The 14,097-nt window shown below is 64.6% G+C and carries 13 protein-coding genes; 10 read left to right on the top strand and 3 right to left on the bottom strand.

All coding sequences use genetic code 11. The features are described 5' to 3' along the window. The first annotated feature begins 2 nt into the window (after positions 1 to 2). The 7 genes from ACVWYQ_RS06065 to fabZ all read left to right on the top strand — a co-directional run bounded on the left by ACVWYQ_RS06065 (position 3) and on the right by fabZ (position 8,381). Positions 3 to 761: an isoprenyl transferase gene (locus ACVWYQ_RS06065; protein ID WP_157283594.1), complete on the top strand. Its 759-nt coding sequence runs from the start codon at positions 3 to 5 to the stop codon at positions 759 to 761. Then, complete coding sequence (locus ACVWYQ_RS06060) at positions 758 to 1,600, top strand: phosphatidate cytidylyltransferase (protein WP_271537667.1); 843 nt, start codon at positions 758 to 760, stop codon at positions 1,598 to 1,600. The genes ACVWYQ_RS06065 and ACVWYQ_RS06060 overlap by 4 nt, the downstream gene beginning before the upstream one ends. Before the next feature lie 4 nt (positions 1,601 to 1,604). Continuing rightward, entirely contained in the window at positions 1,605 to 2,828 is a 1,224-nt protein-coding gene (gene dxr, locus ACVWYQ_RS06055; RefSeq protein ID WP_225125195.1) for a 1-deoxy-D-xylulose-5-phosphate reductoisomerase, read from the top strand. Between the two features lie 44 nt (positions 2,829 to 2,872). Further along, a complete protein-coding gene (rseP, locus tag ACVWYQ_RS06050; RefSeq protein WP_157283596.1) occupies positions 2,873 to 4,024 on the top strand; it encodes an RIP metalloprotease RseP in 1,152 nt (383 codons plus the stop codon). Positions 4,025 to 4,200: 176 nt separating this feature from the next. Continuing rightward, positions 4,201 to 6,729: an outer membrane protein assembly factor BamA gene (gene bamA / locus ACVWYQ_RS06045; RefSeq protein ID WP_271537672.1), complete on the top strand. Its 2,529-nt coding sequence runs from the start codon at positions 4,201 to 4,203 to the stop codon at positions 6,727 to 6,729. A gap of 126 nt (positions 6,730 to 6,855) precedes the next feature. Beyond that, positions 6,856 to 7,923: a UDP-3-O-(3-hydroxymyristoyl)glucosamine N-acyltransferase gene (gene lpxD, locus ACVWYQ_RS06040; protein ID WP_271537674.1), complete on the top strand. Its 1,068-nt coding sequence runs from the start codon at positions 6,856 to 6,858 to the stop codon at positions 7,921 to 7,923. Then, entirely contained in the window at positions 7,920 to 8,381 is a 462-nt protein-coding gene (gene fabZ / locus ACVWYQ_RS06035; protein ID WP_036010015.1) for a 3-hydroxyacyl-ACP dehydratase FabZ, read from the top strand. The genes lpxD and fabZ overlap by 4 nt, the downstream gene beginning before the upstream one ends. 12 nt (positions 8,382 to 8,393) lie before the next feature. On the opposite strand, the gene ACVWYQ_RS06030 is transcribed toward fabZ, so the two are convergent. Next, entirely contained in the window at positions 8,394 to 8,714 is a 321-nt protein-coding gene (locus tag ACVWYQ_RS06030; protein ID WP_404540898.1) for a KTSC domain-containing protein, read from the bottom strand. Positions 8,715 to 8,890: 176 nt separating this feature from the next. On the opposite strand from ACVWYQ_RS06030, the gene lpxA reads away from it, so the two are divergent. The 3 genes from lpxA to lpxB are packed head-to-tail and all read left to right on the top strand — an operon-like array spanning position 8,891 to position 11,748. Next, complete coding sequence (gene lpxA, locus ACVWYQ_RS06025) at positions 8,891 to 9,682, top strand: acyl-ACP--UDP-N-acetylglucosamine O-acyltransferase (protein WP_271537679.1); 792 nt, start codon at positions 8,891 to 8,893, stop codon at positions 9,680 to 9,682. A gap of 18 nt (positions 9,683 to 9,700) precedes the next feature. After that, entirely contained in the window at positions 9,701 to 10,570 is an 870-nt protein-coding gene (locus ACVWYQ_RS06020) for an LpxI family protein (protein ID WP_157283600.1), read from the top strand. Then, on the top strand, positions 10,570 to 11,748 hold the full coding sequence (gene lpxB / locus ACVWYQ_RS06015; protein ID WP_271537682.1) for a lipid-A-disaccharide synthase: 1,179 nt from the start codon (positions 10,570 to 10,572) through the stop codon (positions 11,746 to 11,748). The genes ACVWYQ_RS06020 and lpxB overlap by 1 nt, the downstream gene beginning before the upstream one ends. Positions 11,749 to 11,862: 114 nt before the next feature. Here lpxB and ACVWYQ_RS06010 read toward each other — a convergent pair whose 3' ends face one another. Beyond that, positions 11,863 to 13,398: a PAS domain-containing sensor histidine kinase gene (locus tag ACVWYQ_RS06010; RefSeq protein ID WP_456725508.1), complete on the bottom strand. Its 1,536-nt coding sequence runs from the start codon at positions 13,396 to 13,398 to the stop codon at positions 11,863 to 11,865. Between the two features lie 337 nt (positions 13,399 to 13,735). Further along, positions 13,736 to 14,062 carry a GcrA family cell cycle regulator gene (locus ACVWYQ_RS06005; protein ID WP_271537688.1) on the bottom strand — a complete coding sequence of 109 codons (327 nt, stop codon included), beginning with the start codon at positions 14,060 to 14,062 and terminating at the stop codon, positions 13,736 to 13,738. Positions 14,063 to 14,097 lie beyond the last annotated feature (35 nt).

Below are 14,097 nucleotides of genomic sequence, written 5' to 3'. Positions count from 1 at the left end.
TCATGTCCAACGCCGCCGCGCCCGCAACGGAAGGACCCGACAGGTCCGAGGCGCCTGCACATGTCGCCATCATCATGGACGGCAACGGGCGTTGGGCGGCCGCGCGCGGTCTGCCGCGGGCGGAAGGGCATCGCCGCGGCGTCGACGCGCTGCGCCGCGTGGTGCGTGCCTCGCACGAGCTCGGCATCCGCTATCTCACCATCTTCTCGTTCTCTTCGGAGAACTGGTCGCGCCCGGCGAGCGAGATCGGCGACCTGTTCGGCTTGCTGCGGCGCTTCATCCGCAACGACCTGGCGAGCCTGCATCGCGACGGCGTCAAGGTCCGCATCATCGGCGAGCGCGAGGGGCTCGAGAGCGACATCTGCGCCTTGCTGAACGAGGCCGAGGAGCTGACGCGCGACAACACGCGCCTGACGCTGGTCGTCGCCTTCAACTACGGTTCGCGGCAGGAGATCGCGAAGGCGGCGCAGAAGCTGGCCCACGAGGTCGCGGAGGGCAGGCGGGATCCTGCCACGATCGACGCCGAGACGCTTGGCGCGCATCTCGACGCGCCCGACATTCCGGACCCCGATCTCATCATCCGCACCAGCGGCGAGCAGCGCCTGTCCAACTTTCTGATGTGGCAGGCCGCCTATAGCGAGCTCGTGTTCGTGCCGATCCATTGGCCCGACTTCGACAAGGCGGCGCTGGAAAGCGCGATCGCCGAATTTGCCAGGCGCGAGCGCCGTTTCGGCGGCCTGGTTGCGAAGACCGCCTCGTGAACGAACCCGATCCTGCATCGGCGGGCGCCAAGCCTGCCCCGAGCAATCTGGTGATGCGGGTCCTCGCAGCGCTGGTGCTGGCGCCGCTGGCAATCGCGATCGCCTATGCCGGCGGCTGGTTGTGGGCGCTTCTCGTCACCCTGGTCTCGATCGGGCTGTTCGCGGAATGGCTGATGGTGGTGGGCGCAGCATCGGCCGCGCTGACCGGGGCAGGGACGGTCGTGATCGCCATGATGGGAGCCTCCGTCGCTTTCGGCGCGCTCAAGACCTCCGTCGTCACCGGCCTCATCGGCGGTGCCATCGTGACGCTGATCGCGCGGGGCAAGTTCTTGTGGGCGGCGAGCGGGTTTGCCTATGCGGCGGCGGCGCTGCTGGCCTCGATCCTGGTGCGCAAGGATCTCGTCAACGGCTTCTCCGCACTGATGTTCGTGCTGCTCGTGGTGTGGGCGACCGACATCGGCGGCTATTTCGCCGGACGCAGCATCGGCGGCCCGAAATTATGGCCGCGTGTGAGCCCGAAAAAGACCTGGGCCGGCGCGCTCGGCGGCTTTGCGGCGAGCCTTGCGGTCGCGGCCGGCTTCGCCGCCTGCGGGATCGGAAAGCTGGTTCCGCTGCTGCTCGTCAGCGCCGTCCTGTCGGTGGTGTCGCAGCTCGGCGATCTCTTCGAATCCGCCGTGAAGCGGCGCTTCGGTGTCAAGGATTCCAGTCACTTAATTCCCGGCCATGGCGGGCTTATGGACCGCCTGGACGGTTTTGTCGCCGCCATCCTGGCGGCCTGGTTTATCGGCTTTTTCCGCCATGGTGTGCATAGCGCCGGAAGCGGTCTTATGGTTTGGTGAGGATATGAGCGCCGTTCCCTTGCGTAACAACAGGCTTGCTGCGTCCGACATTCGCAGCGTCACGGTCCTCGGTGCCACCGGCTCGATCGGCGACAGCACGATGGATCTCTTGCGCGCCTCGCCCGAGCGCTACCGTGTCGAGGCGCTGACGGCGAACGGCAATGTCGCAGCGCTCGCCAAGCTCGCCAAGGAATTCAACGCACGCTATGTCGCGATCGCCGACACCTCCAAGCTCGCCGAGCTCAAGGCTGCGCTCGCGGGCACCAGCACCGAATGCGGCGCCGGCGAAAGCGCGGTGATCGAAGCCGGCGCGCGTCCGGCCGACTGGGTGATGGCGGCGGTCAGCGGCGCTGCCGGGCTGAAGCCGGCGCTGGCCGCGGTCGATCGCGGCGCGCATGTCGCGCTCGCCAACAAAGAGTGCCTGGTCTGCGCCGGCGACTTCTTCATGCAGCGCGCGGCAAAAGCCGGCGCCTGCATCCTGCCGGCCGATTCCGAGCACAACGCGCTGTTTCAGGCGCTGAGCTCAGGCAATCGCGACGAGCTCGTCCGCGTCATCATCACCGCCTCCGGCGGCCCGTTCCGGACCTGGAAGCCCTCAGACATCGAGCAGGCGACGCTCGAGCAGGCCCTGAAGCATCCGAACTGGAGCATGGGCCAGAAGATCACGATCGATTCGGCCTCCATGATGAACAAGGGGCTCGAGGTGATCGAGGCGTCCTATCTGTTCGCGCTCTCGCCGGACGAGATCGACGTGCTGGTTCATCCGCAGTCGATCATCCACGGCATGGTCGAGTTTTCCGACCGCTCGGTGGTGGCCCAGCTCGGTGCGCCCGACATGAGGACGCCGATCGCCCATTGCCTCGGCTGGCCCGATCGAATCAAGGGCCCGGCGGCGAAGCTCGACCTTGCCAAGATCGGCCAGCTGACCTTCGAAGCGCCGGACTTCGAGCGCTTCCCCGGACTGCGGCTGGCCTACGAATCGCTCCGGACCGGGAAGGGCGCGACCACGGTCTACAATGCCGCCAACGAGGTCGCGGTGGCCGCCTTCATCGGCGGCAAGATCCGGTTCGGTGCGATTGCCCGGCTGGTCGAGGCGACCCTCGAGGATTGGATCAAAGGCGGCAACCAGGCGCCCCTGACCTCCGCAGACGATGCAATCTCTGTTGACCATGTTGCGCGAAATAGGGCTGCCGCCCTATTGCCTCAAATTGCCTTAAAGGCATCCTAGTTGGTTCGGAACCAGGGCCTTGCGGCGCTGGGTGAGGGAATTCGATGATCGACTTTTTCGTCCATAGTTTCAATACGTTGAGCCATGGGCTCCTCGGCTACGCGGTTCCCTTCCTGTTCGTCCTGACCATTGTCGTGTTCTTCCACGAGCTCGGCCATTTCCTAGTCGCGCGCTGGGCGGGCGTACGCGTGTTAACCTTTTCGCTCGGCTTCGGCCCCGAGCTGGTCGGCTTCAACGACCGCCGTGGCACCCGCTGGAAGATCTCGGCGATCCCGCTCGGCGGCTACGTCAAGTTCTTCGGCGACGAGAGCGAGGCCTCGACCCCGTCGGCCCAGACGCTGGCGGCTATGTCGGCCGAGGAGCGCGCCGGCAGCTTCCACCACAAGAAGGTCGGTCCCCGGGCGGCGATCGTCGCGGCCGGACCAATCGCCAATTTCATCCTGGGCGCGCTGATCTTCGCCGGAATGGCGCTCTATTACGGCAAGCCGAGCACGATCGCCCGGGTCGACGGCGTCGTCGCCAACGGCGCGGCCGCTGCCGCCGGCTTCAAGGTGGGCGACGTCGTCATCCAGATCGACGGCAAGCCCATCGAGAGCTTTGCCGACATGCAGCGAATCGTTGCGATGAACGCCGGTTCGGCTCTTACCTTCCAGGTGAAGCGTGACGGCGCCGTCGTCTCGCTGACCGCGACCCCGGCGCTGCTGGAGCGCAAGGACCCCTTCGGCAACAGCCATCGTCTCGGCGTTCTCGGCATCGAGCATAAGTCGCAGGCCGGGGAGGCCTCGACCACCCCGGTCGGCGTAGGTGAAGCGCTCAAGATCGGCGTCGAGCAGGTCTGGTTCATCATCACCAGCACCTTCAAGTTCCTGGGCTCGCTGTTCGCCGGCCAGGGCAATCCGAACGAGGTCAGCGGCGTCCTGGGAATCGCGAAAATGTCGGGGCAGGCGGCCAGCGCCGGGTTCCAGTTCGTGATCAATCTCTGCGCGGTGCTGTCGGTGTCGATCGGCCTTTTGAACCTGTTCCCGATCCCGCTGCTCGATGGCGGCCACCTGATGTTCTATGCGGCCGAGGTGGTCCGGGGCCGGCCTTTGTCCGAGCGGACCCAGGAAATGGGGTTCCGAATCGGGCTTGGCCTGGTGCTGATGTTGATGGTGTTTGCGACCTACAACGACATCCTGCGGATGGCAGCTTCCTGATAGGGGCTTTTTTGTGGCGTTGCTGTTGAGCAACGTCTTGGAATGAAATTGGAATTACGGCGCTTTCGGCCGTTTGCGGCGTCGGCGAAATTGGCTACAAGCGGCCTGAACTTGGGGAATCTCCGGACCGGCGTTGGGGTTGGGTCTGGCAGGGAATGATAAGGGCGCGTTGCGCGATGAAGTTTGGACTGCGACTCCGGGGGGGCTTGCTCGCGACCCTGATCTTGTTCGGCGCGCCGGTGGTTGCCCCAGTTGGGGCTGTTTTCGTGTCTTCGTCTGCGCTCGCTCAGACCGTTCAGTCGATTTCCGTCGAAGGGAATCGCCGCGTCGAGGTGGAAACGATCCGCTCCTATTTCAAGCCGGGTCCCGGCGGCCGGCTGGATCAGGCCGCCATCGACGACGGCCTCAAGGCGTTGATCGAGACCGGCCTGTTCCAGGACGTCAGGATCAACCGCGGTTCCGGCGGCCAGCTCATCGTCTCCGTGGTGGAAAACCCGGTGATCGGCCGCATCGCCTTCGAGGGCAACAAGAAGATCAAGGACGAGCAGCTCACCGCTGAAGTCCAGTCCAAGGCCCGCGGCACCTTCTCCCGCGCCATGGTGCAGTCGGACACGCTCCGTATCGCCGAAATCTATCGCCGCTCCGGCCGCTACGACGTGCGCGTCACGCCCGAGATCATCGAGCAGCCCAACAACCGCGTCGACCTGATCTTCACGGTCGAGGAGGGCGTCAAGACCGGCGTCCGGTCGATCGAGTTCGTCGGCAACAATGCCTTCTCGTCCTACCGCCTCCGCGACGTGATCAAGACGCGCGAGACGAATCTGCTGAGCTTCCTCGGCAGCGGTGACGTCTACGATCCCGACCGCGTCGAAGCCGATCGCGACCTGATCCGCCGATTCTACCTCAAGAACGGCTTCGCCGACGTGCAGGTCGTCGCGGCGCTCACCGAGTACGATCCGGAGAAGAAGGGCTTCAACGTCACCTTCAAGATCGAGGAAGGTCAGCAATACCGTGTCGGCGCGGTGGATTTCCGCAGCAGCATTCCGAACTTCGATCCGAGCTCGATGCGCGCCTATTCGCGTCTCAATGTCGGCTCGCTCTACAACGTCGAATTGGTCGAGAAGTCGGTCGAGGAGATGCAGATCGAAGCCTCTCGCCGCGGCTATGCCTTCGCCGTGGTCCGGCCCGGCGGCGACCGCAACTTCGAAGCGCACACCGTGTCCGTCGTGTTCAACATCGACGAGGGCCCGCGCACCTATATCGAGCGCATCAACCTGCGCGGCAACACCCGCACGCGCGACTACGTGATCCGCCGCGAGTTCGACATCTCGGAAGGCGACGCCTACAACCGCGCGCTGGTCGACCGTGCCGAGCGGCGCCTGAAGAACCTCGACTATTTCAAGAGCGTGAAGATCACGACCGAGCCGGGCTCGTCGAGCGACCGCGTCATCCTGATCGTCGACATGGAAGAAAAGTCGACCGGCGACTTCTCGGTCTCGGGCGGTTACTCCACCACCGACGGCGCGCTGGCCGAAGTCTCGATCTCCGAGCGCAACCTGCTCGGTCGCGGCCTGTTCGCCAAGGCTGCGGTGACCTATGGCCAGTATGCGCGCGGCTACTCGCTGTCGTTCGTCGAGCCGTACCTGCTCGACTACCGCGTCGCGCTCGGCCTCGACCTCTATCAGCGTGAGCAGAAGTCCAACAGCTACATCTCCTACGGCACCAAGACGCTCGGCTTCTCGCCGCGCCTCGGCTTCTCCTTGCGTGAAGATCTCTCGCTGCAGGTGCGCTACTCGATCTATCAGCAGGAAATCACCCTGCCGTCGTATCTGGCGAACTGTAACAACGTCCTTGGTTCGTCTGCCTTCAACCCCAGCCCAGCCTTCGCCGCGTCTCAGACGCCGCCGATTGATCTGTCGTCGACCAATGGCCTCGGCTGCTACAACGATGGCGAAGCCTCGCTGCCGGTGCGCAAGGAGCTCGCCGGCGGGAAGACGCTGACCTCGGCGCTCGGCTACACGCTGACCTACAACACGCTGGACAACAACAAGAACCCGACCGACGGTCTGCTCGTCGACTTCCGGCAGGACTTCGCCGGCGTCGGCGGCGACGTCTCCTACCTGAAGTCGGTCGTCGACGCGAAGTACTACACTCCGCTGGTGTCCGACATCGTCGGCCTCGTCCGCCTGCAAGGCGGCATGCTGAACAAGATCGGCACCGATTTGCGCATGCTCGACCACTTCCAGATGGGCCCGAACCTCGTCCGCGGCTTTTCCCCGAACGGCATCGGTCCGCGCGACTTGAATCCGTTCGGTACGCAGGATGCGCTCGGCGGCACCAAGTATTGGGGTGCTTCGTTCGAATTGCAGATGCCGTTCTGGTTCCTGCCGAAGGAAGTGGGTCTGAAGGGCGCGGTCTATGCCGACGCCGGCGGCCTCTACGACTACAGGGGGCCGACGAGCTGGACCACCACCAACGAAGTCAACGCGCCGGGCTGTATCCCGTCGACCATCAATCCCTCGAGCACGGGGACCTGCACCGGTCTCGTCTATGACGACAGCAAGGTCGTCCGCTCGTCGGTCGGTGTCGGCGTGATCTGGCAGTCGCCGTTCGGACCGCTGCGCTTCGACTACGCTGTGCCGCTCAGCAAGGGCAGGTATGACCGCACGCAGGAATTCCGGTTCGGCGGCGGCACCACGTTCTAATTCGATCAGCACGGCACGATCCGGATCACCCGGAGCCGGTTTCCGAAAGGGATCGTGCCGATCCAAGACATGAGGCATGATGCGGCCTGACCGCTTCATGCCGAAGCCGGACCGCGACGGGGTGGAATGGCGCAGCCGACCTTCTTCACAAAGCCGCCTGCCGCAGCGTTGGCCGACATTGCCACGCTGACCAAGGCGCAGCTGGTCGATCCCGCGAGGGGCGGCCACGTCATCACGGGCCTTGCTTCGCTCGACGAAGCGGGCCCGATGCATCTGGCGTTCTTCGACAACCTCAAATACGCCGATCAGCTCAGGGCGACCAAGGCGGGGGCCTGTCTAGTCAGTCCGCGCTTCGAGGCCGAGGTGCCCGAACATGTGGCCGTGCTGCGGGTGGCGCAGCCATTCCGCGCCTTCGTCCGGATCGCGCGGGAATGGCACCCCGACGCGCTGCGGCCGCAATCCTGGGTCGGCAACGACGGTATCGCGCCATCGGCCATCATCGATCCCACGGCCCGGCTCGAGGACGGTGTGGTCGTCGACCCTCTGGCTGTGATCGGCCCGGACGTCGAGATCGGCAGCGGCACCGTGATCGGCGTCGGGGCGGTGATCGGTCCCGGCGTCAAGATCGGCCGGGATTGCAATGTCGGCGCCCGGACCGCGATCCAGTGCGCCCTGATCGGCAACAACGTGCTGATCCATCCCGGCTGCTCGATCGGCCAGGACGGCTACGGCTTCATCTTCTTCGGCCCGGAGGGCCATCTGAAGGTGCCGCAGACCGGGCGTGTGCTGATTCAGAACGACGTCGAGGTCGGGGCCAACACCACGATCGACCGGGGGTCCTTGCGTGACACCGTGATCGGCGAGGGGACCAAAATCGACAATCAGGTCCAGATCGGCCACAATGTGACGATCGGCCGGCACTGCCTGCTCGCGGCGCAGATCGGCCTCGCCGGCAGCCTGACCATCGGCGACAACGTGGCGCTCGGAGCGAAGGTTGGCATCAACAATCACCTCAAGATCGGCGACGGGGCGCAGGTGACGGCGATGAGCGCGGTCAAGGACGACATCCCGCCGGGCGGCCGCTGGGGCGGGCACTTCGCCAAGCCGACCAAGCAATGGTTCAAGGAGATCATCGCGGTGGAGCGGCTGGTACGCGACAGTAAGGCCGATCCGAAGGACGAGGGACGGGAATGACGGCGGAATCACCTGTTAAGTTCGAGCTGGTGGACATCAACGCGATCCTCCAGACACTGCCGCACCGCTTTCCGATGCTGCTGATCGACCGCGTGATCAACATCCGCGCCGATTACAGCGGCATCGGCATCAAGAACGTCACCTTCAACGAGCCGGCGTTCCAGGGGCATTTCCCCGAGCGTCCGGTCTATCCCGGCGTCATGATGATCGAGGCGATGGCGCAGACCGCGGGCGTGATCGGCATCAAGTCGGTCGAGGGCACCGAGAAGCCGCGGGCGGTCTATTTCCTCACCATCGACAAGTGCAAGTTTCGCAAGCCGGTGCTGCCGGGCGATACGATCGAGTATCACATGCGCTCGCTCGGCCGCCGCAAGACCATGTGGTGGTTTCACGGCGATGCAAAGGTCAACGGTCAGGTCGTCGCCGAAGCCGACGTCGGCGCCATGTTGACCGATTGAGCGGCACTGGGCTCAGGTGCAATCGTAGCGGCTGCCGGCCGCCTCCCGCCTGATAGTCCGGTTGAAGAACTGGCCCATGGAGGGCGCGCCGAGGAGGCGCTCGACGGTGTCGGACGTCACGCCGCAATAGCGGTGATAGGCGCCGTTGCTCGCGACGATCAGGTCCTGCTGCGCGCGATCGTAACAGACCCGCTGAAGCACCGTGCTGCGGGTGATGTCCCGGCACTCGAATGTCTGGAGATCGACCAGGCGGTGTTCGCCGGTCTCGACCGCCTCCGACACGATCGGAGTATCCGCGAGCTGCGCCAGCAGAAGGATCAGGGCCCTGACCACGATCGTTGAAGCTCCACATGAACCTGACGACGGGACGGGAAGGCCGCCTCATCCGGCACTTGAAACACGGCGAGATGATACGTCACTGGACAGATCGGGCATAGTCGCGCTAACCAGCCGAAAACCGAGCGACTTCAATACATAACCCGACCTTCTTGACGAGTAAGATTGGCTTGATGAGCAAGATTGATCCCACCGCGCGGATCGCGGACGGCGCCGTGATCGGCGAGGGCACCGAGATCGGACCCTATTGCATCATCGGCCCGAACGTCGTCATCGGCGTGAACTGCAAGCTGATCGGGCACGTGCACATCACGGCGCAAACCACGATCGGCGATGGCTGCACCATCTATCCGTTCGCTTCGCTGGGCACGCCGCCGCAATCGCTCAGCTATCGTGGCGAGCTGACACAGCTCAGGATCGGCTCGGGCTGCACCATCCGCGAATCCGTCACCATGAACGCGGGTACCGTCGCTGGCGGGGGCGTCACCTCGGTTGGCGACCGCGGCTATTTCATGAACTGCAGCCACGTCGGCCACGACTGCCATGTCGGCAACGACGTGATCTTCGCGACCTCGGCAACGCTCGGCGGCCATTGTGAGATCGGCGACTTCGTCTTCATCGGCGGGCTGTCCGCCGTGCATCAGTTCACCCGCATCGGACCGCAGGTCATGGTCGGCGGCGTGTGTGGCGTGCGCGACGACATCATTCCGTTCGGTCTCGTCAACGGCCAATATGCCGTGCTCGAAGGCCTCAACCTGATCGGCATGAAGCGTCGCAAGTTCACCAAGCAGCGGCTTGCCATCGTGCGTGCGTTCTACCAGAAGCTATTCCATGGCGCCGGCACCTTCGCCGAGCGGCTGGAGGCGGCGCGGCCGCTCGCGGGCGAGGACCCCGCGATCGCCGAAATCCTCGACTTCATCGGCAAGGGCAAGCGCCCGCTCTGTCTTCCCGCCATCGCGAAGTGATCTTGGAGTGACCTTGGGATGGCCGCGGGCACGACATCGGCGGCTTTGCAGGTTTCGTCACCGGTCGGCATCGTCGCCGGCGGCGGCGCCATGCCGTTCGCGGTCGCCGAGTCGCTCGCCGCGCACGGCATCACGCCGGTGCTGTTTCCGCTGCGCGGGGCCTGCGATCCCCAGCGGGTGGAGAAGTACCGGCATCGCTGGATCTCGGTCGGCCAGCTCGGACGCGCGATGCGGCTGTTCCGCGAGGAGGGCTGCCGCGACCTGATCTTCATCGGCACGTTGGTGCGGCCTTCGCTGTCCGAGATCCGGTTCGACTTCACGACGCTGCGCCTGCTCGGCAACGTCATTCGCGCCTTCCGCGGCGGCGACGATCATCTGCTGTCGGGTGTCGGCCGCATCCTCGAGCAGGACGGCTTCCGGATGGTCGGCATCAAGGACGTCGCGCCGGATCTCTTGATGCCGGAGGGCTGCATCAGCCGCGCCTGGCCGAGCGATGCCAGCAAGGCCGACATCGCGCGCGGCCGGGCCGTGCTGACCGCACTCGGCCCGTTCGACATCGGCCAGGCCGTGGTCGTGATCGATGGCCACGTGGTGGCGGTCGAGGATATCGAGGGCACCGACGCGCTGCTCGCCCGCGTCGCGCGGCTGCGCGAGGAGGGCCGCATCCGCGCCGCTACCGGACGCGGCGTGCTGGTGAAGGCGCCGAAGAGCGGCCAGGACCTGCGCTTCGACCTGCCGACGATCGGCCCGCGCACCATCGAGGGCGTCGCGGCCGCCGGCCTTGCCGGCATCGCCGTCATCGCGGGCAACACCATCGCCGCCGAGCCGCAGGCGATGATCGCGCTTGCCGATGCCAAATATCTCTTCGTCATCGGCCTGCCCGCGTGATGTCGCGTGATCCCAAGCGCAAGATCTTCCTGATCGCGACGGAGGAATCCGGCGACAGGCTCGGCAGCGCCTTGATGAAGGTGCTGCGCCAGCGCCTCGGCGACGGCGTGCAGTTCGTTGGCGTCGGCGGCCGCACCATGGCGCGCGAGGGCCTGGAATCGCTGTTTCCGATCGAGGAGCTCTCGATCGTCGGGTTTGCCGCGGTGGTGCAGCAATTGCCGAAGATCCTGCGGCTGATCCGGCAGACCGCCGACGCAGTGACCGAGGCCGCGCCCGACGTGCTCGTCATCATCGACAGCCCCGACTTCACCCACCGCGTCGCCCGCCGCGTTCGCGCGCGCAATCCCGCGATCCCGATCGTCGATTACGTCTCGCCGCAGCTCTGGGCATGGCGGCCGGGACGGGCGCGGACCATGCTCGGTTATGTCGACCACGTGCTCGGCCTGCTGCCGTTCGAGCCCGAGGAATACCGCAAGCTCGGCGGGCCGCCCTGCAGCTATGTCGGCCATCCCCTGATCGAGCAATTGGGCTCGCTGCGGCCGAGTGCGGAGGAGCAGACGCGCCGCGACAGTGAGCCGCCGGTGCTGCTGGTGCTGCCCGGCAGCCGCCGCAGCGAGGTCAGGCATCATCTCGACGTGTTCGGCGCAACGCTCGGCCGCTTAAGGGGTGAGGGCTGTGCGTTCGAACTGATGCTGCCGACCATGCCGCATCTCGAAGCCACCATCCGCGAAGGCATCGCGAGCTGGCCGGTCAAGCCTCAGATCGTGATCGGCGAGAACGAGCGGCGTGCGGCTTTCCGCATCGCTCACGCCGCGCTGGCGAAATCCGGCACGGTGACGCTCGAGCTCGCTCTGGCGGGCATTCCGATGGTGACGGCCTATCGCGTCGGCGCGATCGAGGCGTTCATCCTGCGACGCGCGATCCGTGTCTCCTCGGTGATCCTTGCCAATCTCGTGATCGGCAAGGATGTCATTCCCGAGTATTTGCAGGAGGAATGCACGCCGGGGAAGCTGGCGCCGGCGCTTCGGGACGTGCTGACGGAGTCTCCGCTGCGCCGGCAGCAGGTCGAGGCCTTCGCCAGGCTCGATCAGATCATGTCGACCGGCAACAAATCGCCGAGCGTGCTCGCCGCCGACATCGTGCTCGCAACGATGCGCCAGGGCCGGCGAACGAGCTAGGGTGTTTCATAAAAGTCTGCTTGAGCCGCCCCGTCCAAAGCGTGAGCGGCCCTTCAAAGACCGACGCCAGGAAACGCAACGGCGAAGGCGTGAGTTACGCTAAAGCGACGTGGATCACCCCTGTTGCGAAGGCAGACTAAAGTGAAACACGGCCCCCCGTGGTTCATTCGCACCAGTCCAAAGTCGTCCTCCGTGCGCCTCGATGATCGATTGGCAAATCGACAAGCCCATGCCGGTCCCGTCCGGCTTGGTGGTGTAGAAGGGCTCGAACAGGCGGTCAACGATTGCGACGTCAAGCCCAGGTCCGGTATCCCGTACGGCGACAACAACGCGATTTGAAGCATCTGCAGCCGTGCTGATCCGCAGCTCTCGTCCGCCAAGGTCGACACAGTTCATTGCGTCGATCGCATTGAGGATCAAATTGAGAACCACCTGTTGCAGCTGAACGCGATAGCCCTTCACGAGCGGCAAGCCCGGAACGAGATCGGTCTGGATCGAGACATCATGTTTGAGCAGCTCGCTACGGGCTATGGTGATCACGTCCAGGATTGCACCATTGACATCGACGCTCTCCTTCGGCGCCGGAGCTTTCTTGATCAAGGAACGGATCCAACTGATGATCTCGCCGCCTCGCTTGGCTTCTGCGACAATGGATGCGAGCGCCTGCTGTGCCTTTTCGAAATTCGGAGATTGTGTTCCTAGCCAGTTCAGTGCGGCCTCTGCGTTGCAGAGCACCGCGGTGATTGGTTGGCTTAATTCGTGTGTCACCGACGCCGTGACCTGGCCCATTGCCGCCGCGCGATTGGCGTGTGTTAGTTCAGCCTGCATCTCTCGGAACGTCTCGGCGGTTCGCTTGCGTTCGGTGATGTCGCGGCTCAGACAAATGATTCGTGACTGGCCGTGTTCGCAGAATTCCCGCATACGAACTTCGACGGGAAACACAGTGCCATCCTTTCGGCAATAGCGCCTCTCGAGCGTAGCGATGCCGCCGGCCTTGAGACGCTCGCGGTTGCGACGCCAAGTCGCCTCATCCATCTCCAGATCGAACAAGGCCGCAGTTGCCCCAACCAGTTCGGTCCGGCTGTAGCCGAGACTTTCGCAGGCATTCCGATTCACATCGAGAACGCGACCATCTTCACTGTGCAGCATGAACGTATCGGTCGCGTGGTCCACGAAGGTACGGAAGCGGGCCTCGCTCTCGATCAGCGCCTGTTCGGCGCGCTTGCGCTCCGTGATGTGGCGCCCCACACCTCGGTAACCTACGAAGTTCCCTGTCTTGTCAAAGATGGGCAGCCCAGAGACGGAAATATAGCGCTTGCCGCCGTCGGGCATCGGCCGCGCGAGCTCGAAATCGCGAAACGGGAGGTGAGCGTCGAGTATCTCCCGGTGCTTGCGCCAGCCATCTGCGTCAGGCTCTAGATACGGGACCTCCCATCGAGTCCTGCCGATCTCGGAGACCGGCGGCTCGGGAAGCGTCTCGGCGAACTCCTGGCGGATGAAGCGATGCTCCGCGTCCGTTTCCCAGTACACGTCGAAGGAGAATTGCACCAGCGTGCGAAAGCGCTCCTCGCTCTCGCGCAGCGCCTCCTCGGGGCGCTTGCATTCATTCGAGTCGAGCGCGACCGAGGGCACTTCAATCGCATGTTGCATGATCATCTCTTGCTTACGCGTGATGGATCAATCGACAGATTTCTCGTGCCGGATCGCATCCCCCCGGAGTCGGTCAAGATCGATCGGGAATATGCCTTTGGCGACTATACTTCCGTATACAGGGCTTCTCTATAGCGACGTGGCTGTGACGACCCCGAGCCGAAACAACGCGAGCTAAAACCCGGTTCCCTCAACGCATGCGTGTGAGGTGGGCCCTGTTTTCTTGTCTCGCGGGCGGAAGAGCGGGCGAACGAGCTAAGGCGCGTACTCATGAACCTCCGAACCGTCGAGGCGGGCCTGACATGGACGGGAGGGCAAGGAGGTTCGTGGCGAGCTCTTAACCAGTGTTTCTGACCGCCTCAGCCAGAATGGCGTAAAGCTGCTGCCGGCTGAATTCCTTTGGCAGCTCCCTCTCTGCTGTACTCGGCGACACCCTCCGCGCGATGGGACGGGCGCAGGAGGCCGACGACGGCCTCAGCTTCGGGGCCGGCCTTATCTGGGGCTGCGCTGTGGGCGGCTTGTGGCCGCGCTTCAGGCCCAGACGGTTCAGCATACCGCATACCGCGTTACGACTGCAGCCGAGATGGCGCGCAATCTGCGCCGCGCTCTGTCCCGCGGACCAGAGCCTTTTGAGAAGCGCTATGTCTTTCGCATCCCAGCCCATGAGAGATAGTATAACGCCGCCTGCCAGACACCGGC

It is taken from the genome of Bradyrhizobium sp. USDA 3397, assembly GCF_054060965.1.
The sequence above is the reverse complement of the archived record's forward strand: the minus strand, read 5'-3'. Positions and strand labels throughout refer to the sequence as shown.